General features: G+C 70.8%; 19 protein-coding genes. 3 read left to right on the top strand and 16 right to left on the bottom strand.

Annotation, left to right across the window (positions count from 1 at the left end; translation table 11 throughout):
* Positions 1 to 19 precede the first annotated feature (19 nt).
* The 5 genes from AC3A6R_RS16285 to AC3A6R_RS16265 all read right to left on the bottom strand — a co-directional run bounded on the left by AC3A6R_RS16285 (position 20) and on the right by AC3A6R_RS16265 (position 5,016).
* Positions 20 to 1,495, bottom strand: a complete 1,476-nt coding sequence (locus tag AC3A6R_RS16285) for an FAD/NAD(P)-dependent oxidoreductase (protein WP_487864915.1) — start codon at positions 1,493 to 1,495, stop codon at positions 20 to 22.
* Entirely contained in the window at positions 1,492 to 1,797 is a 306-nt protein-coding gene (locus AC3A6R_RS16280) for a (2Fe-2S)-binding protein (protein WP_487864914.1), read from the bottom strand. The genes AC3A6R_RS16285 and AC3A6R_RS16280 overlap by 4 nt, the downstream gene beginning before the upstream one ends.
* Positions 1,781 to 2,932 (bottom strand): NAD(P)/FAD-dependent oxidoreductase, encoded by a 1,152-nt coding sequence (locus AC3A6R_RS16275; RefSeq protein ID WP_487864913.1) that lies wholly within the window; start codon positions 2,930 to 2,932, stop codon positions 1,781 to 1,783. Before AC3A6R_RS16275 ends, AC3A6R_RS16280 begins: the two co-directional genes overlap by 17 nt.
* 159 nt (positions 2,933 to 3,091) lie before the next feature.
* Entirely contained in the window at positions 3,092 to 3,988 is an 897-nt protein-coding gene (locus AC3A6R_RS16270; protein ID WP_487864912.1) for a LysR substrate-binding domain-containing protein, read from the bottom strand.
* Positions 3,989 to 4,023: 35 nt separating this feature from the next.
* On the bottom strand, positions 4,024 to 5,016 hold the full coding sequence (locus AC3A6R_RS16265) for a LysR family transcriptional regulator (protein WP_487864911.1): 993 nt from the start codon (positions 5,014 to 5,016) through the stop codon (positions 4,024 to 4,026).
* Between the two features lie 50 nt (positions 5,017 to 5,066).
* Between AC3A6R_RS16265 and AC3A6R_RS16260 the strand changes: the two genes are divergently transcribed.
* From AC3A6R_RS16260 to AC3A6R_RS16250, 3 genes are read left to right on the top strand one after another with little or no spacing between them, the layout of a single operon-like run.
* The gene (locus AC3A6R_RS16260) at positions 5,067 to 6,914 is read left to right on the top strand and encodes a gamma-glutamyltransferase family protein (protein ID WP_487864910.1); all 1,848 of its coding nucleotides are present in this window, start codon (positions 5,067 to 5,069) and stop codon (positions 6,912 to 6,914) included.
* Positions 6,915 to 6,957: 43 nt separating this feature from the next.
* Positions 6,958 to 7,923: a Bug family tripartite tricarboxylate transporter substrate binding protein gene (locus AC3A6R_RS16255; protein WP_487860246.1), complete on the top strand. Its 966-nt coding sequence runs from the start codon at positions 6,958 to 6,960 to the stop codon at positions 7,921 to 7,923.
* Positions 7,916 to 8,461 (top strand): GAF domain-containing protein, encoded by a 546-nt coding sequence (locus AC3A6R_RS16250; protein ID WP_487864909.1) that lies wholly within the window; start codon positions 7,916 to 7,918, stop codon positions 8,459 to 8,461. The genes AC3A6R_RS16255 and AC3A6R_RS16250 overlap by 8 nt, the downstream gene beginning before the upstream one ends.
* A 27-nt stretch (positions 8,462 to 8,488) precedes the next feature.
* On the opposite strand, the gene AC3A6R_RS16245 is transcribed toward AC3A6R_RS16250, so the two are convergent.
* The 11 genes from AC3A6R_RS16245 to AC3A6R_RS16195 form a co-directional block, all read right to left on the bottom strand.
* Positions 8,489 to 10,876: a phosphoketolase family protein gene (locus AC3A6R_RS16245; protein WP_487864908.1), complete on the bottom strand. Its 2,388-nt coding sequence runs from the start codon at positions 10,874 to 10,876 to the stop codon at positions 8,489 to 8,491.
* The gene (locus tag AC3A6R_RS16240) at positions 10,873 to 11,970 is read right to left on the bottom strand and encodes an acetate/propionate family kinase (protein ID WP_487864907.1); all 1,098 of its coding nucleotides are present in this window, start codon (positions 11,968 to 11,970) and stop codon (positions 10,873 to 10,875) included. The genes AC3A6R_RS16245 and AC3A6R_RS16240 overlap by 4 nt, the downstream gene beginning before the upstream one ends.
* Positions 11,971 to 12,052: 82 nt before the next feature.
* A complete protein-coding gene (gene arr / locus AC3A6R_RS16235) occupies positions 12,053 to 12,448 on the bottom strand; it encodes an NAD(+)--rifampin ADP-ribosyltransferase (protein ID WP_487864906.1) in 396 nt (131 codons plus the stop codon).
* 84 nt (positions 12,449 to 12,532) lie between these two features.
* On the bottom strand, positions 12,533 to 13,543 hold the full coding sequence (locus AC3A6R_RS16230; protein WP_487864905.1) for a Bug family tripartite tricarboxylate transporter substrate binding protein: 1,011 nt from the start codon (positions 13,541 to 13,543) through the stop codon (positions 12,533 to 12,535).
* Positions 13,540 to 14,829, bottom strand: a complete 1,290-nt coding sequence (locus AC3A6R_RS16225; protein WP_487864904.1) for an SDR family oxidoreductase — start codon at positions 14,827 to 14,829, stop codon at positions 13,540 to 13,542. The genes AC3A6R_RS16230 and AC3A6R_RS16225 overlap by 4 nt, the downstream gene beginning before the upstream one ends.
* Positions 14,826 to 15,380, bottom strand: a complete 555-nt coding sequence (locus AC3A6R_RS16220; protein ID WP_487864903.1) for a nuclear transport factor 2 family protein — start codon at positions 15,378 to 15,380, stop codon at positions 14,826 to 14,828. The genes AC3A6R_RS16225 and AC3A6R_RS16220 overlap by 4 nt, the downstream gene beginning before the upstream one ends.
* Positions 15,377 to 15,760 carry a VOC family protein gene (locus AC3A6R_RS16215; protein ID WP_487864902.1) on the bottom strand — a complete coding sequence of 128 codons (384 nt, stop codon included), beginning with the start codon at positions 15,758 to 15,760 and terminating at the stop codon, positions 15,377 to 15,379. The genes AC3A6R_RS16220 and AC3A6R_RS16215 overlap by 4 nt, the downstream gene beginning before the upstream one ends.
* Positions 15,757 to 16,518: an SDR family NAD(P)-dependent oxidoreductase gene (locus AC3A6R_RS16210; RefSeq protein WP_487864901.1), complete on the bottom strand. Its 762-nt coding sequence runs from the start codon at positions 16,516 to 16,518 to the stop codon at positions 15,757 to 15,759. The genes AC3A6R_RS16215 and AC3A6R_RS16210 overlap by 4 nt, the downstream gene beginning before the upstream one ends.
* On the bottom strand, positions 16,515 to 18,644 hold the full coding sequence (locus AC3A6R_RS16205; protein ID WP_487864900.1) for an acetate--CoA ligase family protein: 2,130 nt from the start codon (positions 18,642 to 18,644) through the stop codon (positions 16,515 to 16,517). Before AC3A6R_RS16205 ends, AC3A6R_RS16210 begins: the two co-directional genes overlap by 4 nt.
* Before the next feature lie 2 nt (positions 18,645 to 18,646).
* Entirely contained in the window at positions 18,647 to 19,408 is a 762-nt protein-coding gene (locus AC3A6R_RS16200) for an enoyl-CoA hydratase/isomerase family protein (protein ID WP_487864899.1), read from the bottom strand.
* Positions 19,405 to 20,520, bottom strand: coding sequence for an acyl-CoA dehydrogenase family protein (locus tag AC3A6R_RS16195; protein ID WP_487864898.1), 1,116 nt, complete (start codon positions 20,518 to 20,520; stop codon positions 19,405 to 19,407). The genes AC3A6R_RS16200 and AC3A6R_RS16195 overlap by 4 nt, the downstream gene beginning before the upstream one ends.
* Between the last annotated feature and the right edge of the window lies 1 nt (position 20,521).

The following is a 20,521-nucleotide window of genomic DNA, read 5'->3' as shown; positions in this document are numbered from 1 at the left end:
TGCACCCTTGGCGCTGCGCTCATGGTTTCTTGGCGAAGCGCACCACCGCGTCGCGCGAAGCCTGGGTCTGCGGCAGCGAGGCAATCTCGCCCAGCGTCACCGGCTTGATCGGGAAGCGCACGCGGTAGCTGCCCACGTCGCGCGGATGCCGGCCCTGTTCGTCGGCCATGACTTCGGCCACCGTGAGGCCGCAGAAGCGGCCCTGGCACGGGCCCATGCCGCAGCGCAGGAAGGCCTTCAACTGATTGGGCCCCTGACAGCCGATGCGCGTGGCCTCGCGCACCTGCGCGGCCGTGACTTCCTCGCAGCGGCAAACGATGGTGTCGCCCACCGGCCGGCGCAGGCGCTCGGGCACGCGGTACAGCGTCTCGAAGAACTCGCGCCCGCGGGTGGCACGCGACAGGGCGGTGTGGTGCGGCGTGGCTTCGCGGTCGCGGCGCGCGGTGTCGATTACGCCGAGCGAGGCCGCGGCATGCACGGCCGCGAGCCGGCCGCGGTGCTCGGCCGCGACGGCGCCCGCAATGCCGGCGCCGTCGCCCGCGATGGTCAGCTGCGGCACCGAGCTCGCACCCCAGCCGTCGACCACGGGCTCCCAGCAGTCCTGCCGCTCGTTCCAGGCATGCTCGGCACCGAGCGCGCGCGACAGGTGCGTGTTCGGCACCACGCCCTGGTGCAGCAGCAGCTGGTCGACCGCGAGCGTGTGCGTCTGGCCACCAGCCTGGTAGCGCAGCTGCGCGAGCCGGCCGGCATGCCCGGGCGCCTCGAGCGCCTCGAGTGCGGTCACGTTGCCGATGATGGGCACCTGCGCCTTCACGGCGCGCAGCAGCTTCAGGCCCTTGCCGAGGTAGGGCGAGCGCAGGAAGCCCCAGGCGAACGGCAGTGCATGGCGCCACTGGCCGGGCATGCCGGTCTCGAGCAGCGCATGAATCTTCACGCCCGCATTCAGGTACTGCCAGGCCAGCAGGTACAGCAGCGGTCCGGCGCCGGCCAGCACCGTGGTGCCGGTGGGCACGACGCCCGCGGTCTTGAGCAGGATCTGCGCCGCGCCCGCGGTGAGCACACCGGGCAGCGTCCAGCCGGGGATCGGCACGGGCCGTTCCTGCGCGCCGGTCGCCGCGATGATGTGCCGGCAGTGCAGCAGCCCGCTCGTGCGCTCGGCCGCGTTCGAATAAGCGACCTCGAAGCCCTGCGCGGTGGGGCTCACGGCCCAGACCATCGTGCCCGCGACATGGCGCGCGCCGCTCGCGCGGAACGGCGCCAGCAGGTCGAAGCCATGCCAGTAGTCGGTGCCGAGGATGGCGCGGTCCTGCACCGGCGTGCTGCCGATCGCGCGGTAGATCTGTCCGCCCGCGGCGGGTTGTTCGTCGATCAGCACGGTGTCGAGGCCGAGGCCTGCGGCGCGCGTGGCTGCGGCCAGGCCCGCGGGACCGGCGCCGATGACCAGCAGGTCGCATTCGAGCGCCGCCGGCAGGGGCAACGGATGGTTCGCGTTCATGCTTTCACCTCCCGCGCGCCGAGCTGCCGCGTCACCACCATGCCGTCGCGCACGCGCGTCATGCAGGCCTGGCGGTTCGGCTCGCCATCGATGCCGACCAAACAGTCGTAGCAGATGCCCATCATGCAGAACGGACCGCGCGGCGCACCCGTCACCGCGGTGTCGCGGCAGGCGTCGATGCCCGCGGCCAGCAGCGCGGCCGCCACGTTGTCGCCTTCGGCGCAGGCGAGTGCGGCGCCGTCCACGGTGATGCGCACCGTGCGCCCGGCTGCCCCGGCGGGGTGCTCAAGCCGACTGAACATGGAATCTCCTGGTCGAAAAGCCGTCGAGTTCGGGCGCGAGGGCACCGGCGGCGATCATGGGTGCGAGCGTGAAGGCGTGGGTGGCCGCCAGCGTGACGCCGCTGTGGCAGGTCGCGATGAAGGCGCCCGGATGGCGTGTGGATTGCTCGTAGACGGGAAAGCCGTCCTGCGCACGCACGCGCAATGCCGACCACGCGCGCACCGCGCGCACGTCCTTCAGTGCGGGCAGCGTGCGCACCGCGCGGTCGGCCAGCGTGGCGAGCACCGGCAGCGTGGTCACGTGCTCGGCATAGCCTGCGTCTTCCTGCGAGTCGCCGACCAGCCAGCTGCCTTCGTCGTTCTGGCGCAGCGTGACCATCGGCGTGTCGAGCAGCCGGCGCGTGCGCTCGAGCACGATGATCTGGCCGCGCTGCGGCGCCATCGGCAGGTCGATGCCGACCTGTGCGCCGAGCGTGCCGTTGTGCAGGCCCGAGGCGAGCACGATGCGCCGTGCATGGATGCAGCGCCCCGCGGCGGTGCGCAGGTGGAACATGCCGGCCGAATGCTCGATCTTCTCGACCCCGTGGTGCGGCAGGTAGGAGACGCCGCTTTGCGCGAAGGCCGTGTGCAGCGCGCGCAGCAGCTTCAGCGGATTGACGATGCCGTCGTGCGGCGTCCAGATCGCACCGGTCACGTCGCGCCCGAGGCCGGGCACCAGCGACGCGGCCTGGTGGTGGTCGAGCAGCTTCCATTCGTAGGGCTCGACGCCTTGCTGCGCCATGAGCCGCTCGACCCAGGCGAGGCGGGCCTCGATCTCGTGGTCGCCCATCAGCGGCGTGAGGCCGCCCTTCTGCTCGAGCGCCACGTCGATGCCGGTCTCGTCGCGCAGTTGGGCCGCCAGCTGCGGCCACAGCCGCGTCGAGCCCAGCGTCCAGCGGCTGTAGGCACCCATGCCGTAGCCCTTGCTCTGCAGCCAGACCAGGCCGAAATTGCCGCGCGAGGCGCGCAGCGCGATGTCGCCCTCGTCGAGCACGGCGATCGATTCGGCGCTGCCGCGCAGGCCGTAGGCGATGGCCGAGCCGACGAGGCCGCCGCCGATCACGGCGACGTCGAAGACGGCGGAGGAAGAAGTCGGATTGTTCGCCGGCGCAGCCATCAGCACGGCCTCGGGCGGGTTCGCAGATTCATCGGAATACTCGTGGGTTCCTGGTCTTTTCAAGGGCCAACGAGTATTGCGGCGCCCCCTTGCAGGACGCAAATACGAGTGTGTCAGGCGGCCATACGAAAACCGTATGGGCTCTGCCGCCGCCCGAGGTCAGTCGAGCGCGCGGAGTTCTTCGGCGATCACCTCGCCGGCCAGCGCCTGGAAGCGGTCGACCAGCGCATTGAACGGCCGGTGGCGCGCCTGCAGCAGGTAGCTCACGAAGGGCACCTGCGGCGCGAAGGGGCGCACCACGATACCGGTGTGGCGATAGCTGCGCGCCACCAGCGGATTGACGATGCTCACGCCGAGGCCCAGCCCGACCATCTGGCAGATGGTGGCGCCATAGGGCGTCTCGAAATGCATGATGCGGTGGTCGTCGTCCGCGAAGACGGCGTCCACCGCCGCGCGCAGCCCGTCGCCATGCGCCATCGAGATGAACGACTCGCCCGCCAGGTCGGCTGGCCCGATCACCGCCTTCGCCGCGAGCGCGTGCCCCGGCGGCAGCACGCAGCAGCCGTTCACGTCGCACACCGCATGCGCGTCGGTCATCGCGCCGGGCGGCAGGTACGACACGAAGCCCAGGTCGCACACGCGCGTGCCGACCCATTCGGCCACCAGCTGCGAGCTGCCGGTGTCCATGGCCACGGTCACTTCGGGATGGTCGGCATGGAAGCGCTGCAGCACCAGCGGCAACACCGTCATCGCGAGCGAAGGCACAGTGGCGATGCGCAGCCGGCCCTTGCCGAACTGGCGGATGTTGCGCGCCGCGTCCTTGAGCGCGTCGAGCCCGACGAAGGCGCGGTCCACCTCGCGCAGGAAGGCCATGCCTTCCTCGGTCGGCGTCAGCCGCCCCGCACTGCGCGTGAACAGCACCAGGCCGGTGGAGGCCTCGAGCTGCGCGATGAGCCGGCTCACGTTGGGCTGCGAGGTGTAGAGGTCGGCCGCCGCCGCCGTCATGGAGCCCGAGCGCATCACGGCGCGGAAGGCGTCGATTTCCTTGAACTTCATCGGGACAGTTTCTCAGAGCGGATGGATCGATGAATTCAACCCAGCGCCGCCGCCAGCGCCTCGATCACCGCCGCCTTCGGCGAATCGCGCAGCCACGCCAGCCCCACCGGCGGCAGGCTCCACGGCAGCGGTCGCGGCAACACCTCGGCCGCGCCGGTGGCGGCCACGGCCTGGGCCACGTCGCGTGGCAGCACCGTCACCGCGCGCGGCAGGTGCCGCATCGCCGAGGCGACGGTGCGCACCGCGTAGGCCTCGAGCAGCGGCACCGGCAGGCTGCGGCCCGCGGCGGCGAACACGCTGTCGATCATCTGGCGGATTGGCGTGTCCGCGGGCGGAAAGATCCAGTCCATATCGGCCAGGCGCGAGATGTCGAGCGCCGATTGCCGCGCCAGCCGCGCGGCGCTTGCCTTCGACACCACCACGCAGGCTTCCTGTCGGTAAAGCAGGCGCTGCACCAGGTCATCGTCGGTGCTGTCGTGCGAGAAGCGGCAGATGGCGCAGTCGAGCGCGCGCTGGCGCACCGCCACCACCAGATTGTGCGTGGTGTCTTCGTGCGCCAGCAGCGCGATGCGCGGCTGCTGCGCGAACAGGTGCTGCCAGGCCGCATCGAGCGTCTGGGTGGCGGCATAGGGAATGACGCCGATGCGCAGCCGCCCCTGCAGGCCGGCGCCGTTGACCGCGTGCAGTTCCTGCTGCAGCGCGCGGCTGTCGGCCACCGCGAGCCGTGCGCGCGCGAGCACCACCTCGCCGGCCATCGTCGGCTCGAGCCCGCGGCGGCTGCGCACGAAGAGCGGCGTCATGAAGATGTCTTCCACGTCGGCGAGCGCCCGTGTCACCGTGGGCTGCGCCAGCGAGAGCTGCTCGGCCACGCGCGTGATGGAGCGGTGCCGCTCGACGGCGAGCAGCAGCACGTAGTGGCGCAGCTTCAGGCGCGTCTCGAGGCGCAGCGCGAAGGCGTCGGAGGGGGTGGAGGGCAGGGCTGTTGCGGGTGGCATGGTCGACGCGAGCATAGCAATCGATGCATGCATCCATAGCATTTCATGTGCATTGGCCTATTTCATGCGTCCAGAATTGCGCCATGAACAGCAACAGCTTCACCACCCGCCCCGAGATCGTCGGCACGCAGGGCGTCGCGGCCGCCACCCACTGGCTGGCCGCGCAGACCGCCATGGGCGTGCTCGAACGTGGCGGCAATGCCTTCGACGCGGCCGCGGCCGGCGGCTTCGTGCTGCAGGTGGTGGAGCCGCACCTCAACGGCGCGGGCGGCGAAGTGCCGATCCTGCTGTGGAGCGAGAAAGAGCGGCGCATGCAGTCGGTCTGCGGCCAGGGCGCGGCACCGGCCGAGGCCTCGGCCGCGGCGTTTCGCCGGCTGGGGCTCGAGCAGGTGCCGGGCATCGGCCTGTTGCCCGCCACGGTGCCCGGTGCCTTCGGCGCCTGGCTCACGATGCTGCGCGACCACGGCAGTTGGCAACTGGCCGACGTGCTGGCGCCGGCGATCGCCTATGCGCGCGACGGCTGTCCGCTGATCCCGCGTGCGGTGCAGGCCATCGTCGCGGTGCAGTCGCTGTTTCGCGAACATTGGCCCAGTTCGGCGGCGGTGTGGCTGCCGGACGGCAAGGTGCCGATGCCGGGCGCGCTGTTCCGCCAGCCGCAGCTTGCAGCCACCTACGAGCGCATCCTGCAGACGGCCGAGCGTGACGGCGGCGACAGCCGCACCGGCACCATCGACGCCGCGCTGCGTTGCTGGTACCAGGGTTTCGTCGCGCGCGAGATCGATGCGTACTACCGCACGACGAAGGTGCGCGACACCACTGGCGCCGACCATGCGGGCCTGCTGCGCTACGAGGACATGGCCGGATGGCAGCCCACGGTCGAGGCTCCGCTCACGGTCGCGTTCGGCCGCTACACGCTGGCCAAGTGCGGCTTCTGGAGCCAGGGCCCGGCCTTCCTGCAGCAGATCGGCATGCTGCGTCATGCCGACCTTGCGCAGCACGCGCCGCACACCGAAGGCTTCGTGCACCGCATCGCCGAAGCCGCCAAGCTGGCGCTGGCCGATCGCCTGGCCTGGTACGGCAGCGCGCCCGGCGCCTCGCGCGAGGCGCAGGCTGCGTTGCTGTCCGACGACTACCTGCGCGCGCGCTGGCAGTCGATCGGCGACACGGCGTCGCAGCAGCTCGCGCCCGGCGCGCCGCTCGGCATGGCGCCGCGCCTGCCCGACCTCGACGCCGCCGTGCGCACGCTGCGCACGGCCGACACCCGCTTCGGCATCGGCGAGCCGACCTTCGCCGCGCTGCCGCCCGTGGCCGAGTGGGCCTCGCAGGAAGTGTTCGTGGGCGACACCTGCCACATCGACGTGATAGATCGCCACGGCAACATGGTGGCGGCCACGCCCTCGGGCGGCTGGCTCTCGTCGAGCCCGGTGGTGCCATCGCTCGGCTTCGCGGTCAACACGCGGCTGCAGATGACCTGGCTCGACGAGGGCCTGGCCAACACCGTGACGCCCGGCGTGCCGCCGTGCACCACGCTGTCGCCCTCGCTCGCGCTGCGCGACGGCGAGCCCTACATGGTGTTCGGCACGCCCGGCGGCGACCAGCAGGACCAGTGGTCGACAGCGTTCTTCTTGCGCCATGCGGTGCACGGCATGAACCTGCAGGAGGCGATCGATGCGCCGGCCTGGCACGTCGACCATTTCCCGGCGTCGTTCTGGCCGCGCGCGACCACGCTGAACCGGCTCACCGCCGAATCGCGCTTCGCGCCCGAGGTGCTCGATGCGCTGCGCGCGCGCGGCCACGGCGTGCAGGTCGGCGAGCCCTGGTCCGAAGGCCGCATGTCGGCCTGCAGCCGCGAACGCGATGCCGAGGGCCGCCTCGTGCTGCGCGCCGCCGCCAATCCGCGCGGCATGCAGGGCTACGCGGTCGGACGCTGAGCGCGGCCGCCACACCACAGATTTTCAACAAGGAGGACTTTCCATGATTTCCATCATTCGCCGCGGCATCGCACTCGTCACGCTCTGCGGCTTTGCCACGCTTGCCGCCGCCCAATGGCCCGAGCGGCCGATCACGCTGGTGGTGCCCTGGGCGCCCGGCGGCTCGACCGACATCCTCGCGCGCTCGCTGGCCGAGCAGCTCACCAAATCGTTGGGCCAGACCGTGATCGTGGACAACCGCGCCGGCGCGTCGGGCAACATCGGCTCCAACTACGTCGCCAAGGCCAAGCCCGACGGCTACACGCTGCTCATCGGCTCGATGAGCACGCACGCCATGAACCCCGCGCTCATGCCTTCCATGCCCTTCCGCGGCGTGGAAGACTTCACGCCCATCGCGCAGATGGCCAACGTGATCAACACCATGGTCGTCAACCCCGCGGTGCCGGCGGCCAACGTGAAGGAGTTCGTCGCCTATGCCAAGGCCAACCCCGGCAAGCTCGCCTATGCCTCGGCGGGCCCGGGCTCGACCAACCACCTGAGCGCGGTGCTGTTCGAGAAGGCGGCCGGCATCCAGATGCTGCACGTGCCCTACAAGGGCGGCGCGCCCGCGGTGGTCGACACGGTGGCCAACCAGACGCAGGTGCTGTTCTCGGCCGGCACGCAGACGCTGCCGCACGTCAAGGCCGGCAAGCTGCGCCTGCTCGGCGTGACCGAGGCCCAGCGCTCGCCGCTGCTGCCCGATGCGCCCACCGTGGCGGAAACGCTGCCGGGCTACGCGCTCGGCGTGTGGTACGGCGCCTTCGGCCCGGCCGGCATGCCCGAGGCGCTGGTCGTGCGGCTCAACGACGAGATCAACAAGGCGCTCGCGCAGCCCGAGGTGCGCAGCCGCATGGACGCGATGGGCGTGGAGATCGTGAAGGGCACGCCGCAGCAGTTTGCCGCGGTGCTGCGCAGCGACGCCGACCGCTACGGCAAGATGATCCGCGAGCTGGGCATCAAGAATGAGTGAACAACCGCAGCAGCTCTGCCTCCCGCTGGCGGTGTGCCGCGCGCTCACGCACGAGCTGCCGCGCGCGGGCGACATGGCTGCGGCGCTGCGTTGCATCGACGGGGTGCGCAGGCAGCAGCTCGGCGATGGGCTGCTCACGGTGAACGTCGACGCATCGCCTGCGCCGGACGAGGGCGACGAGACCGTCGAGCTGCAGCGCGTGTGGACCTCGGACCCCGCGGCCTACCCGGTCGGCGGCCGCAAGCGCAAGGCCATGACGCCGTGGACGCGCCAGCTGCTGCGCCGCGGCGAGCTCTACGTGGGCGAGGGCGAAGCGGCGCTGCGCGAGGTGTTCGACGACCACGCGCGCATCGCGGCGCTGGGGCTGCGGGCGGTGGTCAACGTACCGCTGCTCGATGCGCATGGGCGCTGCCGAGCGACCTTCAACCTGCTGGGCGTGCGGCCTGCTTGGCAGGTGCAGGAGATTGCGTTGGTGCAGTTGCTGGCGCTTCTGGCGACGCCTTGGGTGCTGGGCATGGATATGGTCGATCGAGGTTGACGCGCGCCATACCCAAGATCGAAGCCATCAATCCCTTGCCATGCTCCCGCTGCGCCATTGCCACCCCGCGATCTCGGGCATGTCCTCGCCCTTGGCGGTAACGTAGGCCCGGTGCGCCAGCAACCGGTCGCGCAGGTGCTGCTGCACGTGCGCCGCACTGTTCGTCAGGTGCGGCACGCGGTCGATCGCGTCGGCCGCGAGGTGAAAGCGGTCGAGGTGGTTCAGCACCGTCATGTCGAAGGGCGTCGTGGTGGTGCCTTCTTCCTGGTAGCCGTGGACATGAAAACCCCCGTGGTTGGTGCGCTTGTACGTCAGCCGGTGGATCAACGCCGGATAGCCGTGGAACGCGAAGATCACCGGCTTGTCGACCGTGAAGATCGAATCGAACACCGCATCCGACAGGCCATGGGGATGCGCTGACGGCGACTCCAGCGCCATCAGGTCGACCACGTTCACCACCCGCACCCTGAGCTCCGGCAGGTGCGTTCGCAGCAGGTCGACCGCCGCCATGGTCTCGAGCGTGGGCACGTCGCCGGCGCAGGCCATCACCACGTCGGGCGAGACACCGGCATCGCTGCTGGCCCACTCCCAGATCCCCAGGCCGACACTGCAATGCCGCACGGCAGCCTCCATGTCGAGCCACTGCGGCGCGGGCGCCTTGCCCGCGACGATCACGTTCACGTAGTTGCGGCTGCGCAGGCAATGGTCCGCCACCGACAGCAGCGTGTTCGCGTCCGGCGGGAGGTAGACCCGTACCACCTCGGCCTTCTTGTTGACCACATGGTCGATGAAGCCCGGGTCCTGGTGGCTGAAGCCGTTGTGGTCCTGCTGCCAGACATGGCTGGTCAAGAGGTAGTTGAGCGAGGCGATGGGGCGTCGCCAGCCGATCTGGCGCGTCACCTTCAACCATTTGGCATGCTGGTTGAACATCGAATCGATGATGTGGATGAAGGCCTCGTAGCACGAGAAGAAGCCGTGGCGCCCGGTCAGCAGATAGCCCTCGAGCCAGCCCTGGCACAGGTGTTCGCTGAGCACCTCCATCACGCGGCCGTCGGGCGCGACGTGGTCGTCGGTCGGCTCGATGCGTGCCGTCGAAGTCCGGCTGGTCACTTCGAGGAGCGCACCGAGGCGGTTCGACACGGTCTCGTCCGGCCCCATGACCCGGAAGTTCTGTTGCTCCTCGTTGCGCCGCATCACCTCGCGCAAGAAGCCGCCGAGCACGCGGGTGGCCTCGCCGAGCGAGGCGCCTGGAGACTCGACCGACACGGCATGCTCGCGAAAATCCGGCAGCTTGAGATCGCGAAGCAGCACGCCGCCGTTGGCGTGCGGATTGGCGCTCATTCGGCGCGCGCCCCGCGGCGCGATTGCCGCGATGCGGGCGTGGAGCGCCCCCTGGGCGTCGAACAGCTCCTCGGGGCGGTAGCTGCGCATCCAGTCTTCGAGCAAGCCGATGTGTGCCGGGCGCTGCGCGAAGCCGGTCAACGGCACCTGGTGCGCGCGCTGCGTGCCTTCGATCGGAACGCCGTCCACCACCTTCGGCCCGGTCCAGCCTTTGGGCGAACGCAGCACGATCATCGGCCAGCGGTGCCGGCGGGTGAAGCCGTCTGCGCGCGCCTCGGTCTGGATCGCACGGATCACGTCGAGCGCCGTGTCGAGCGCCAGCGCCATTGCGCGGTGCATCGTCTCGGGGTCGTCGCCGGAAACGAAATGCGGCTCGTGGCCGTAGCCGCGCATCAGCTGGGCGAGCTCGTCGTCGCCAATGCGCGCCAGCACTGTCGGGCCGGCGATCTTGAAGCCGTTGAGGTGCAGGATGGGCAGCACCGCGCCGTCGCGCGCGGGATTGAGAAACTTGTTGGAGTGCCAGCTCGCCGCGAGGGCGCCGGTCTCGGCTTCGCCGTCGCCGATCACGCAGCAGGCGATGAGCGCCGGGTTGTCGAACACGGCGCCGTAGGCGTGCAGCAGCGAGTAGCCCAGCTCGCCACCTTCGTGGATCGACCCCGGGGTTTCGGGTGCGACATGGCTCGGAATGCCACCGGGAAAGGAGAACTGGGTGAAAAGCCGCTGCATGCCGGCCGTGTCGAGGCTGACGTCCGGGTAGACCTCGCTGTAGGTGCCTTCGAGCCAGGTGTTGGCCACGACGCCGGGGCCGCCGTGGCCGGGGCCCGCGACGAAAAGCGCATCGAGGTCGCGCGCGACGATCGCGCGGTTCATGTGGGCGTAGATGAAGTTCAGGCCCGGTGTCGTTCCCCAGTGGCCGAGCAGCCGCGGCTTGATGTGCGCCAGTTCGAGCTTCCGCTGAAGCAGCGGGTTGTCCATCAGGTAGATCTGGCCGACCGACAGGTAGTTGGCGGCGCGCCACCAGGCGTCGAGGAGGGTGAAGTCTTCGGGTGGGGCGCGTTCAGGTGGACGGGTCATGGGGAGGCTCCGGTGGTTTGATGAAGAGAAAGCACTTGGCAGGTTTCGTCGGCGATCACCTGCTCTTCGTCGGTGTGCATGACGAACACGGCGATCCGGCTGGCCGAGGGCTCGGGCGCCACGCCGAGCCAGGCGAGATGGCGACACACGGCGCCACGCACGGCTGGCTGGTTCTCCCCGATCCCGGCTGTGAAAACGAGTGCATCGAGCCCGCCGAGCGTCGTGGCGATGGCGGCGACTTCGCGCGCGATTCGCAGTGCATACAGCGAAAGCGCTTCGCGTGCCTCGGGCGCGTCACTCGCGAGCAGTATGCGCACGTCGCCCGAAATACCGGAGAGGCCTGCCAGGCCCGAGTGGTGGTAGAGCATGTCTTCGACTTTGTCGATCGACTGACCTGGCTGCTTGAGCAGGTAGAGCAGTGCGCCCGGGTCGAGCGCGCCGCTGCGCGTGGCCATCGGAATGCCGTCGAGCGTCGAGAAGCCCATGCTGGTCTCCTGGCTGGCGCCGTCGAGCAGGCCGCACAGGCTGGCCCCGCTGCCCAAGTGCGCGACCACCACGCGGCCCGCGGCAATTCTGGGGTGCTGCTGCCGCAGCTGCGATGCGATGAATTGGTACGACAGTCCATGAAAGCCGTAGCGCTTGATGCCTTGGCCGAACAGCGCGCGCGGCAGCGCATAGCGGCGCGACGCTGCGCTCTGACTGCGGTGGAAGGCCGTGTCGAACGAGGCCGACTGCGGCAGCGTCGGTGCGGCACGCCGCAAAGCGTGGATCAGCTCCAGGCTCTGCGGCTGGTGCAGCGGCGCGAGCGGCGCCAGCGACTCGATGAGGGCGAGCGTGTGCGCAGTGATCGCCACCGGGCCTTCGAACGCGTCCCCGCCGTGCACGACGCGGTGGCCGGCAGCGATGAGCCGTGCGCGCGGCGCGACATCGTTCACCCAATCCAGCGCCTGCTCGATCACGCCGGACAGGGCATCGGGCGGCGCATCGAAAGAGCGTCGGGCAACGACGCGCGCCGCGCCGGCGTCGATCGCAAACAGGCCGAGCTTGATCGACGAGGACCCGGGATTGAAGGTGAGCAACACATCGCCTGTCATGCGGCCATCATGCACCGCTTACCCGGTTTGAAGTGTCAGGAATGGTCTCGCTCGCTAACCAGCGCAGTGCGGCCCGCGCGATTCAGTTGATGATCTCTCCCATGCCTGCGCGTACGTGCTCCTCGAGCTGCCGAATGTATTCCGCATCGAAGCGCTCCCAGGTCTCGAGCTCGCCGACGATCCGCAGCGGCTCCCGGCTGCGGTACGAGCGTGTGGGGTTGCCCGGAAACTTCTTGTCGGTGACGTTGGGGTCGTCTTCGAATGCGCCCGTGGGCTCGACGATGTACACGCGGCCGCGGCCGTCGCCTTTCGCCATTTCGGCGGCCAGTCCGGCGCCCTTGGGCCAGGCGGTGAAGTAGATGTGGTTCATGACCACACGGCCGTCGTAGTTCGAGCGGAAGCCCGCGGTGAGCAGGTCGCCCACCTGGAGGTCTGCCCGCGTGCCGTGGAAGAAAGGGCCGGTGTCCAAGGCAGTCATCGCGCGTCGCTCCTCTGCAGAAAGGAAAAAGCCGCGGAGTTTACTCGCGGCGTCCTACCCTGCAGCGGCGCGCCCGCGCGCTGATCAATCGATCTTGAGCTTCGCCACCTTCGCCAGGTTCTGCCAGGTCTCGATGTCCTGCCGCACCGTCGCCGCGAACTGGTCCGCGCTCTTGATCGGCGGGCGCGCCATGTTCTGGGCCGCAAACTTCTGCACTACTTCGTCGGTCGCGAGGATGCGGTTGATCTCCTGGTTCAGGCGCAGGACGATCTCGCGCGGCGTGCCCGCAGGCACGAAGACGCCGTACCACCCGTCGACGTCGAACCGATAGCCCTGCTCGGTGAGCGTCGGCACCTCGGGCAGCGCGGGCCCGCGCGCGGAGCCTGTGCAGCCGAGCGCCACCAGCCGGTTCGAACGGATGTGCGGCACGGGCGAGGCGATGTCGGCGAAGGCCACGCCGATGTTATTGGCGAGCACGTCGGTCACCACCTGCGCGGCGCCCTTGTACGGCACGTGTGGCATCGCGAGGCCGTAGTGCGCCTTGATGCCTTCCATCGCCAGATGGCCCGTCGAGCCGCTGCCCCAAGAGCCGTAGGCGAGCTTGTCGGGGTTGGCCTTGGCATGGCGCACCATGTCCGCGAGCGACTTGAAGCCGGTGGACGGATGGGCGATGAGCAGGATGCCTGCGGCACCGATCTGCGCCACGGGCACCAGGTCCTTCTGCGTGTCGTAGGGCATCTTCGGCTGCACGATCGGATTGATCGAGATGGCCGACGAGGGCGTGAAGAGCACGGTGTAGCCGTCGCCCGCGGCCTTGGCGACCGCGTCGTTTCCGATCAGGCCGTTGGCGCCGGCCTTGTTGTCGACGACCACCGGCTGGCCGAGCGCCGTCTGCAGCGCCACGCCGAGCATGCGCGCGAAGATGTCCGAGCCCGCGCCGGGTGGGCCGGGCACGACGAGGCGGATCGGGCGCTGCGGCCAGCCGCCGCTCGGCGTGGGGCGCTGGGCGCGTGCCGGCAGCGCGAGCAGCGAAGCGGCGGCGCCGGCCAGCAGGCTGCGGCGGCGAAGTAGAGAAGAAGAGGGGTGATGAATCATGTCGATGTCTCCTTGTCGTTGGTATGGGATCGTTCGGCGCCTGGGTGCAGCACCTGGCCGGTGAGGAACTGCGCGCGGGCGCCCGCGACGTAGTCGAGCAGCGGCAGGCAGTCGCTTGCCGCCACACCGGGTTTGGGCTGCAGTGCGTTGATGCGCAAGCCGTGCGCGCCCCATTCGGCCGCGAGCGTGGCGACGAGCATGTGCGCGGCGGCCGCGTCGCCGGCCTGCGCCCAGGGTGTGTCTGTCGAGGGCGCCGGCAGCAGCAGCGTGAGGCTGGCCTGCGCTGAATGCTGCGCGCGAAAGCGCCGCGCCGAGCGCAACGCGGCGTCGAGCACCGCACCGGGTGCGGCGTCGAGCGCGGCACCGTCGAGCACGGCGGTGTAGGCCACCGTGTCGGTCGCTCCGCTCGCTCGCACAGGCGCCGCCTCGCGTGTATCGAGCGCGCTGCGCCAGCCGGGCGCATGCAGATCGATGCAGTGCAGCGCCGTGGGCAGATCGAACGGCAGCGCCGGCTGGGTGGCCGCGGGCAGCGGCTCGCTGCCGCCGTACACCGACGATCCGCCGTCGAGCACCAGCAACTGGCCCGAGAGCGGGAGCGCGCCGGGGCTCGCGAGAAAGCACAGCGCCTCGGCCATGTCCTCGGGTTCGGCCATGCGGCCGAGCGGGATCTTCGCCACCGCCTGCGCGGGCCGCAGGCGGCCGCTGTCGATCAGGCCCTGCACAAGCTCGGTGCGAACAAAACCCGGCGACAGCGCGGTCACGCACCAGTCGGGCCGCGCACGCGCGAGCGCCAAAGTCTGCGCGATCAGGCCGGCCTTGCTGGCGCTGTAGAGCCCGCGCCACGGAATGGCGCGCAGGCCCGCGCCCGAGGCAAGGTTGACGATGCGCGCGCCGGGGCGCAGCAACGGCTCGCAAGCCTGCACGAGCCGTGCGGGTGCGGCGAGATTGAGCGCGAGCAACTGCGCGGCCGACCCGCCGTCGCCGCCCGAGAGCGCGTCGGCGCCGCCGGCCGAGCGCCCGGCGTTGTTGACCAGCGCATCGAGCGGCGGCAGCGCCTCGGCGAGCCGCGCGATCTGCGCCGCGTCCGTCAGGTCGCAGACGAATGCCTGCGGCGCGGCGCATGCCCCGGGCCAGCCGGCCTGCAGGCGCTGCAGTGCCGCCGCGTCGGCATCGACGAGCAGGCAGCGCCAGCCCGCGCGTGCGAGGCGCAGCGCGGCGGCGCGGCCGATGCCCGCCGCCGCGCCCGTGACGAGCACGCAAGGCGCTGCGCCGCCGCCGGTGATCACGCAGCGGCCTCCGCGGCGCCATGGCCGCGCACCTGCGCCAGCAGCGCATAGACCGCATCGTCCGGTGCCGCGCGACCCACGGGCTGTCGCTGCACGAACAACGCCGCGTCGTCCTGCGCGAGCTCGGGGCGAGTGCGTTCCTCGATCCAGTCGTACACGACAGTGCGCGCCGCAATGCGCCACTCGCCGCCGCGCCGCTCGAAGCGATCGACATAGCGCCCGCAGAGAAAAGTCTCCTGCGCGGGCGTGGCGGCGGGCGCCTGCAACGCGAAGAACGCGCTCTCCACGGCGGCTACGTCGCCGTGCAGCTCGATGCCGACCTGCGTCACCTGGTGCACGCGGCGCCCGCCCCGGCGCAGCCGCGCGAGCGCCTGATCGATGAAGCCGGCCGCACTGCCGTTCCAGGCACCGTGGCAATCGGCCGCGTCGTCCCAGTAGGCCGAGCGCAGCGCCGCTTCGTCGGCGCGGTCGATGCCGCGGCAGTAGCGCGCGAGGCAGTCGCGGATCGCCTCGCGGTCGAGCAACGACTGCAGTGCAGCCGCGGGGTTCATCCGGCTGCCTTCGCGCGGCGGAACAGCTGCACGACGTTGCCTTCGGGATCGCGCAGCGACATGACCTCGCCGTGCGCGCCCATGTCGCGCGTGCCGAGTACTTCGCCGCCCGCGGCTTCGATGCGCTCGCGCGCCCCGTCGAAGTCGGCGACCTCGAACACCATCACCAGCCCGCTGGTCGCGGGTGCGGCTTCTTCGCGGCAGGCCAGCGCCACGCTGGTGTTGCCCACGCCGTACTGGAACCAGCGGTCCTTGTCGTGAAACTTCAGCGTGAGACCGAGCGCCGACGCATAGAAGGCGTGCAACTCGGCCGGCCGATCGGCCACCACATAGACGTTCTGCAGCCGCTCGGGCGCATGCGCGGACACGGGCGCGCTCACAGCGAGGTCTCCGAGGCGCCGCCGTCGAGCCGGATCACTTCGGCATTGACGAAGCGCGCGCCGTCGCCGGCCAAAAAGCAGATCGCATCGGCAATGTCGTCCACCGTGCCGAGCCGGCCCAGCGGCGTGCGCGCGATGCGCTTCGCGTCGAGTTCGGCATTGCGGTGCTTGGCGGTGCCTTCGGTGGGCACAGCGCCCGGCGCCACGGCGTTGACGCGGATGCCGCGCGCGCCCAGGTCGGCCGCCGCGGCGCGCGTGATGCCGAGCACGCCGGCCTTGAGCCCGCTGTAGACCACCGATCGCGCGGGCGACTTGAACGCGGCGATCGAGGCCACGTTGACGATCGCGCCGCCGCGCGCGGGGTCCATCGCCTCGGCCGCGGCCTGGATGCCCCAGATCACCGACTTGAAGCCGATCTCGACCATGCGGTCCATCACCTCGGGCGTGATCTCGGCCAGCGGCTGGTAGCGCACCCAGGCGGCGTTGTTGACGAGGATGTCGAGCCGCCCGGCCTCGCGCGCGAGCTGCTGCACGGCCTCGCGCATGCCCTCGCGGCTGGCCACGTCGCGCGCGAGCGGAATGGCCTTGCCGCCGAGCGCACGGATCTCGGCCGCGGCCTCTTCGACGAATTCCGGCTTCAGGTCGTTGACGCCGACGGTGGCGCCGAGGCGTGCCATGGCGAGCGCCGTGGCGCGGCCGATGCCGTGGCCCGCGCCGCTGATGAAGGCCACGCGGCCTTCGAGGGAGGATGCGTTCATGGGGTGTCCTTGGTTGCTGGCACCAGCAGGGCGTCGAGCGCGAAGGCGCCTTGCCCCTGGTCGAGCACGACCAGCGGGTTGATGTCGATCTCGGCAACGCTTTGTGCATGCCGCGCGGCAAAGCGCGAGAGCGCTGCCACCGCGCGGGCGGCCGCCGCCACGTCGGCACGCGGCCGGCCGCGCGCGCCGTCGAGCAGCGCGAAGGCCTTGAGCGAGCGCAGCATCTGCAGTGCCTGGTCTTCGGTGACGGGCGCGGGCTGCAGCGCGACGTCGCGCAGCACCTCGGCGAAGATGCCGCCCAGGCCCACCATCACGACCGGCCCGAACACCGGGTCGCGCGTGGTGCCGAGGATCAGCTCGGTCCCGGCGGGCGCCATCTGCGCCACCAGCACGCCGGTGATCCGCGCGCCGGGTGCCTTCTGCGCGACGTGCGCGAGCAGGGCGTCGTATTCGTCCTGCAGCTGCGCTTCGGAGGCGATGCCCACCACCACGCCGCCGACCTCGGTCTTGTGCGCGATGTCGGGCGAGACGATCTTGAGCACCACCGGAAAGCTGATGTCGCGCGCGGTAGCGAGTGCCGCCTCCCGGCTCGTCGCCACGGCTTCCTTCAACATCGGAAGACCGGCCTGCGCGAGCACCGCCTTGGCGTTGGCCTCGTTCGCGAACGCTTCGGCCGGCAGCGGCTCGGCACGCGGCAGCGCCGCAGCGACGGGCATGACCTCACCGCGCGTGCCGAGCCGCACCAGCGCCGCGAGCGTGGCGCAAGCCGCGTCGATGGTCTCGACCGTGGCAAGGCCCATGCGGTGCAGCTGCGCGAGGGTGTCGCGCGGCGCCTTGCAGCACAACAGGATCGGCTTGGAAGGATGGTCGCGGCGCACCTGCTCGAGCGCGGCGAGGTACACGTCGCGCAGCCGCGGCATCTGGAACGCATAGGCCGACTGCAGCAGGATTGCGTCGCAGCCCGGGTCCTCGGCCACGGCCGACAGCACCTGCACCAGCAGCTCGGGCCGGCTCGAGACCTGCGCCGTCATGTCGATCGGGTTGCCGGGCGACGCATAGGGCAGCGCCGCGACGATGCGCGCCTGCGTGTCCGCCGCGAGCTTCGGCAGCGCGAGGCCCTGCGCGCTCGCCGCATCGGCCATCAGCACGCCGAAGCCGCCCGAGGCCGTGACCAGCGCCACCCGGTTGCCGCGCGGCAGACCCGCGTTGCCGGCCACCGCAACCGCATGTCCGACCTCGATGAGCTGCTCGATGCTCGGCACGCGCAGCGCGCCGGCGTTGGCGAGCACCGCATCGAAGACCGCATCGGAACCCGCCAGCGCACCGGTGTGCGAGGCGGCGGCCTCGCTGCCCGCGGTGGAGACGCCGACCTTGAGCACGATCACCGGCTTGCCCGCTTCGCGCGCCATCGCGAGCGCGCGCACCAGCTTGCCCGCGTGGCGGCAGGTTTCCATGCAGCACAGGATCACCGAGGTGCCCGGGTCGGCGGCCAGCGAGGCGATGCCGTCGGCAATGTCCACATCGCATTCGTTGCCCGTGGTCAGGAGCCGGCTGATGCCGATGCCGCGCTCCACCGCAAGCCGCATGGTGTAGCTGCCGAGGTTGCCGCTCTGCGAGACGATGCCCACGGGGCCTGCGTCGGGGAACGCCGATTCGAGCGCGACCGAGAAGGTGGCAATGCTGCGCTCGGCGACGCCGATCGCGCCAAGGCAGTTCGGCCCCACCACGCGCAGGCCCGAAGCCCGTGCCACGTCGCCGATCTCGGCCTGCAGCCGCGCGCCGGCCTCGCCCATTTCGGAGAAGCCCGAGGACAGAATGACCGCCGCGCGCACACCGCGCGCTGCGCAGTCGCGCACCGCCTCGAGCACGCTCTCCGGCGGCACCGCCATGACCGCGAGTTCGGGCACCTGCGGCAGCTCGGCAAGGCTCGCGAACGCGGGCAGCGACTGCACCGTGCCGCCCTTGCGGTTGATCGGGTAGATCGCGCCGCGATAGCCGTACTTCTGCAAAAACTGCAGCGGCCGGCCGCCGATCTTCGTCACGTCGTCAGAGGCGCCGAAGATCGCGATCGAGCGCGGGCTGAAGAGTGCATCGAGGCCGCGGCCGACTTCCACTGGGGGCTGCATCTTCAGCGTCCCTTGTAAACGGGCTGGCGCTTCTCGAGGAAGGCGCGGCGCGCCTCCTGCGCGTCTTCGGTCTTCGAGAGCGCCATCGTGAAGTTCTGCTCGAAGCGGTAGCCGTCGCGCTGCGGCATCAGGTCCATCATGTTGGCTGCCTGCTTGGCATAGGCGATCGCGAGCGGCGCCTTCGATGCGATCTCCTGCGCGATCTCCATCGCGAGCGGCATCAGCCGCTCGGTGGGCACCACCTCGTCGATCACGCCGCGGCGATACAGCTCGGCGGCCGGCACCTTCATGCCGGTGAAGAACATGCGCCGCGTGAACGAGCGGCCCACCATCGTGCGCAGCATCGAGACACCGCCGGCCAGGCCCACGTTGATCTCGGGCATGGCGAAGGTCGCATCCTCGCTTGCGAGGAAGATGTCGCAGGCGGCCATGAGCCCGAAGCCGGCGCCGAGCGCCGGGCCGTTGACCGCGGCGATCACGGGCTTGGCGCATTCGCGGATCGCGTTGCCGGTCTCGCGCGTGAGGCGGTTGTGGCCGAGGAAGTCGCCGGCCTTGTCGGGATCGGGGCGGTCCTTGAGGTCGGCGCCGGCGCAGAAGTGCTTGCCCGTGCCGGTGAGGATGGCCACGCGCACGTCGCCGCGCTCGGAGATCTCGTCGAAGGCCTCGATGAGGCGGCGCCGCGTCTCGCGGTCGACCGCGTTGACGGGGGGCTTGTCGAGGCGCACGACGGCGATGTATTCGGAAACTTCAAGGTGGACGGTCATCGTGCACTCCCGGTGAGGTTGGAAGAAACAGGGGAAGGCGCCGCGTCGGCCGCCACCGGGTGCAGGTGCGCGGCATGCGTGAGGCGGTCGCCGTAGCGGAACTCGGACGCGATCAGGCGCTGCGCGAGGCGGGTGGCGAGCACCTCTTCGCTCACGCCCATGCCGCCGTGCATTTGGATCGCGGCCTCGGCGCAGTGGCGCGCGGTTTCGGCAAGCGACACCTTGGCGAGCCGCAGGGTGCGGCGCAGGTCGGGCGCCTGCTGCTCGTGCGCCTGGAAGCAGTGCACGACGAGGCCCTTGGCGCCGAGGTACTTCACGTACATGTCGGCCGTGCGGTGGCGCAGCACCTGGAAGGTGGCAAGCGCCACGCCGAACTGGCGGCGCTCCTTCAGGTGCGCGACGGTCTGGCGGATCAGCGCCGCGAGCGCGGCCACCGTGTCGGCGGCCGTGAGCAGCAGCGCAGCATCGGTGGCGGCCGCGAGCGCGGCGCGCGCCGCATCGCCGCGCGCGAGGCAGGCGCTTTCGGGCAGCGCGAGGCCCGTGAAAGCAAAGTCGGCACCGTGCCGGCCTTCCATCGTGCGGTAGCGCGCCGCGGGCGCGCCGATGCGTTCGGCATCGACGAGGAAGATCGCCGCCTCGCCATCGACCTCGGCGGGCACGAGCCAGTGCGTGGCCGCGAGCGAGACGTCGACGCCGTTCACCCGGCCGTCGAGCTCGTAGCCGATGTCGAGGTGGCGTGCCTGCACCGCGATCTCGTCGGGCGTGGAAGACAGCGCCACGAGCGGCGCGACCTGCGCGCTGCCCTCGGCCACGGCCTCGCTCCAGCGGTGGGCGGCCTCGGGCGCGGGGGCCTGCAGCAGCAGCGGTACGACCGCGCAGGTTTCGACCACCGGCAGTTGCAGGCCGTGCGTGGCGAGCCCTTCGGCGATCGATGCCAGGTCGGCCAGCGTGCCACCGACGCCGCCGGACGCCTCTGGCACCAGCGTCGCGGCCCAGCCGAGTTCGCGCACCGGGTCGCCCGGCAGTTCGGCCGCGCCGGCGTGGTCCTGCGCATAGCGCTCGGCCGCATCGAGCAGCATGCCCGGGAAGAGGGAGGGGAAGGATGTGGACATC

The sequence above is a fragment of the Variovorax sp. Soil_C_19 genome, assembly GCF_057657255.1.
This window is presented reverse-complemented; position numbering and strand designations above follow the sequence as displayed.

Excerpts from the sequence above, each read along its gene's own strand:
- AC3A6R_RS16200 (WP_487864899.1), bottom strand. The coding sequence starts at position 19,408 with ATGACCGTCCACCTTGAAGTTTCCGAATACATCGCCGTCGTGCGCCTC.
- AC3A6R_RS16250 (WP_487864909.1), top strand. The coding sequence starts at position 7,916 with ATGAGTGAACAACCGCAGCAGCTCTGCCTCCCGCTGGCGGTGTGCCGC.
- AC3A6R_RS16275 (WP_487864913.1), bottom strand. The coding sequence starts at position 2,932 with ATGGCTGCGCCGGCGAACAATCCGACTTCTTCCTCCGCCGTCTTCGAC.
- AC3A6R_RS16210 (WP_487864901.1), bottom strand. The coding sequence starts at position 16,518 with ATGAACGCATCCTCCCTCGAAGGCCGCGTGGCCTTCATCAGCGGCGCG.
- AC3A6R_RS16220 (WP_487864903.1), bottom strand. The coding sequence starts at position 15,380 with ATGAACCCCGCGGCTGCACTGCAGTCGTTGCTCGACCGCGAGGCGATC.
- arr (WP_487864906.1), bottom strand. The coding sequence starts at position 12,448 with ATGACTGCCTTGGACACCGGCCCTTTCTTCCACGGCACGCGGGCAGAC.
- AC3A6R_RS16270 (WP_487864912.1), bottom strand. The coding sequence starts at position 3,988 with ATGAAGTTCAAGGAAATCGACGCCTTCCGCGCCGTGATGCGCTCGGGC.
- AC3A6R_RS16285 (WP_487864915.1), bottom strand. The coding sequence starts at position 1,495 with ATGAACGCGAACCATCCGTTGCCCCTGCCGGCGGCGCTCGAATGCGAC.
- AC3A6R_RS16205 (WP_487864900.1), bottom strand. The coding sequence starts at position 18,644 with ATGCAGCCCCCAGTGGAAGTCGGCCGCGGCCTCGATGCACTCTTCAGC.
- AC3A6R_RS16260 (WP_487864910.1), top strand. The coding sequence starts at position 5,067 with ATGAACAGCAACAGCTTCACCACCCGCCCCGAGATCGTCGGCACGCAG.
- AC3A6R_RS16280 (WP_487864914.1), bottom strand. The coding sequence starts at position 1,797 with ATGTTCAGTCGGCTTGAGCACCCCGCCGGGGCAGCCGGGCGCACGGTG.
- AC3A6R_RS16230 (WP_487864905.1), bottom strand. The coding sequence starts at position 13,543 with ATGATTCATCACCCCTCTTCTTCTCTACTTCGCCGCCGCAGCCTGCTG.
- AC3A6R_RS16240 (WP_487864907.1), bottom strand. The coding sequence starts at position 11,970 with ATGACAGGCGATGTGTTGCTCACCTTCAATCCCGGGTCCTCGTCGATC.
- AC3A6R_RS16195 (WP_487864898.1), bottom strand. The coding sequence starts at position 20,520 with ATGTCCACATCCTTCCCCTCCCTCTTCCCGGGCATGCTGCTCGATGCG.
- AC3A6R_RS16255 (WP_487860246.1), top strand. The coding sequence starts at position 6,958 with ATGATTTCCATCATTCGCCGCGGCATCGCACTCGTCACGCTCTGCGGC.
- AC3A6R_RS16245 (WP_487864908.1), bottom strand. The coding sequence starts at position 10,876 with ATGACCCGTCCACCTGAACGCGCCCCACCCGAAGACTTCACCCTCCTC.
- AC3A6R_RS16265 (WP_487864911.1), bottom strand. The coding sequence starts at position 5,016 with ATGCATGCATCGATTGCTATGCTCGCGTCGACCATGCCACCCGCAACA.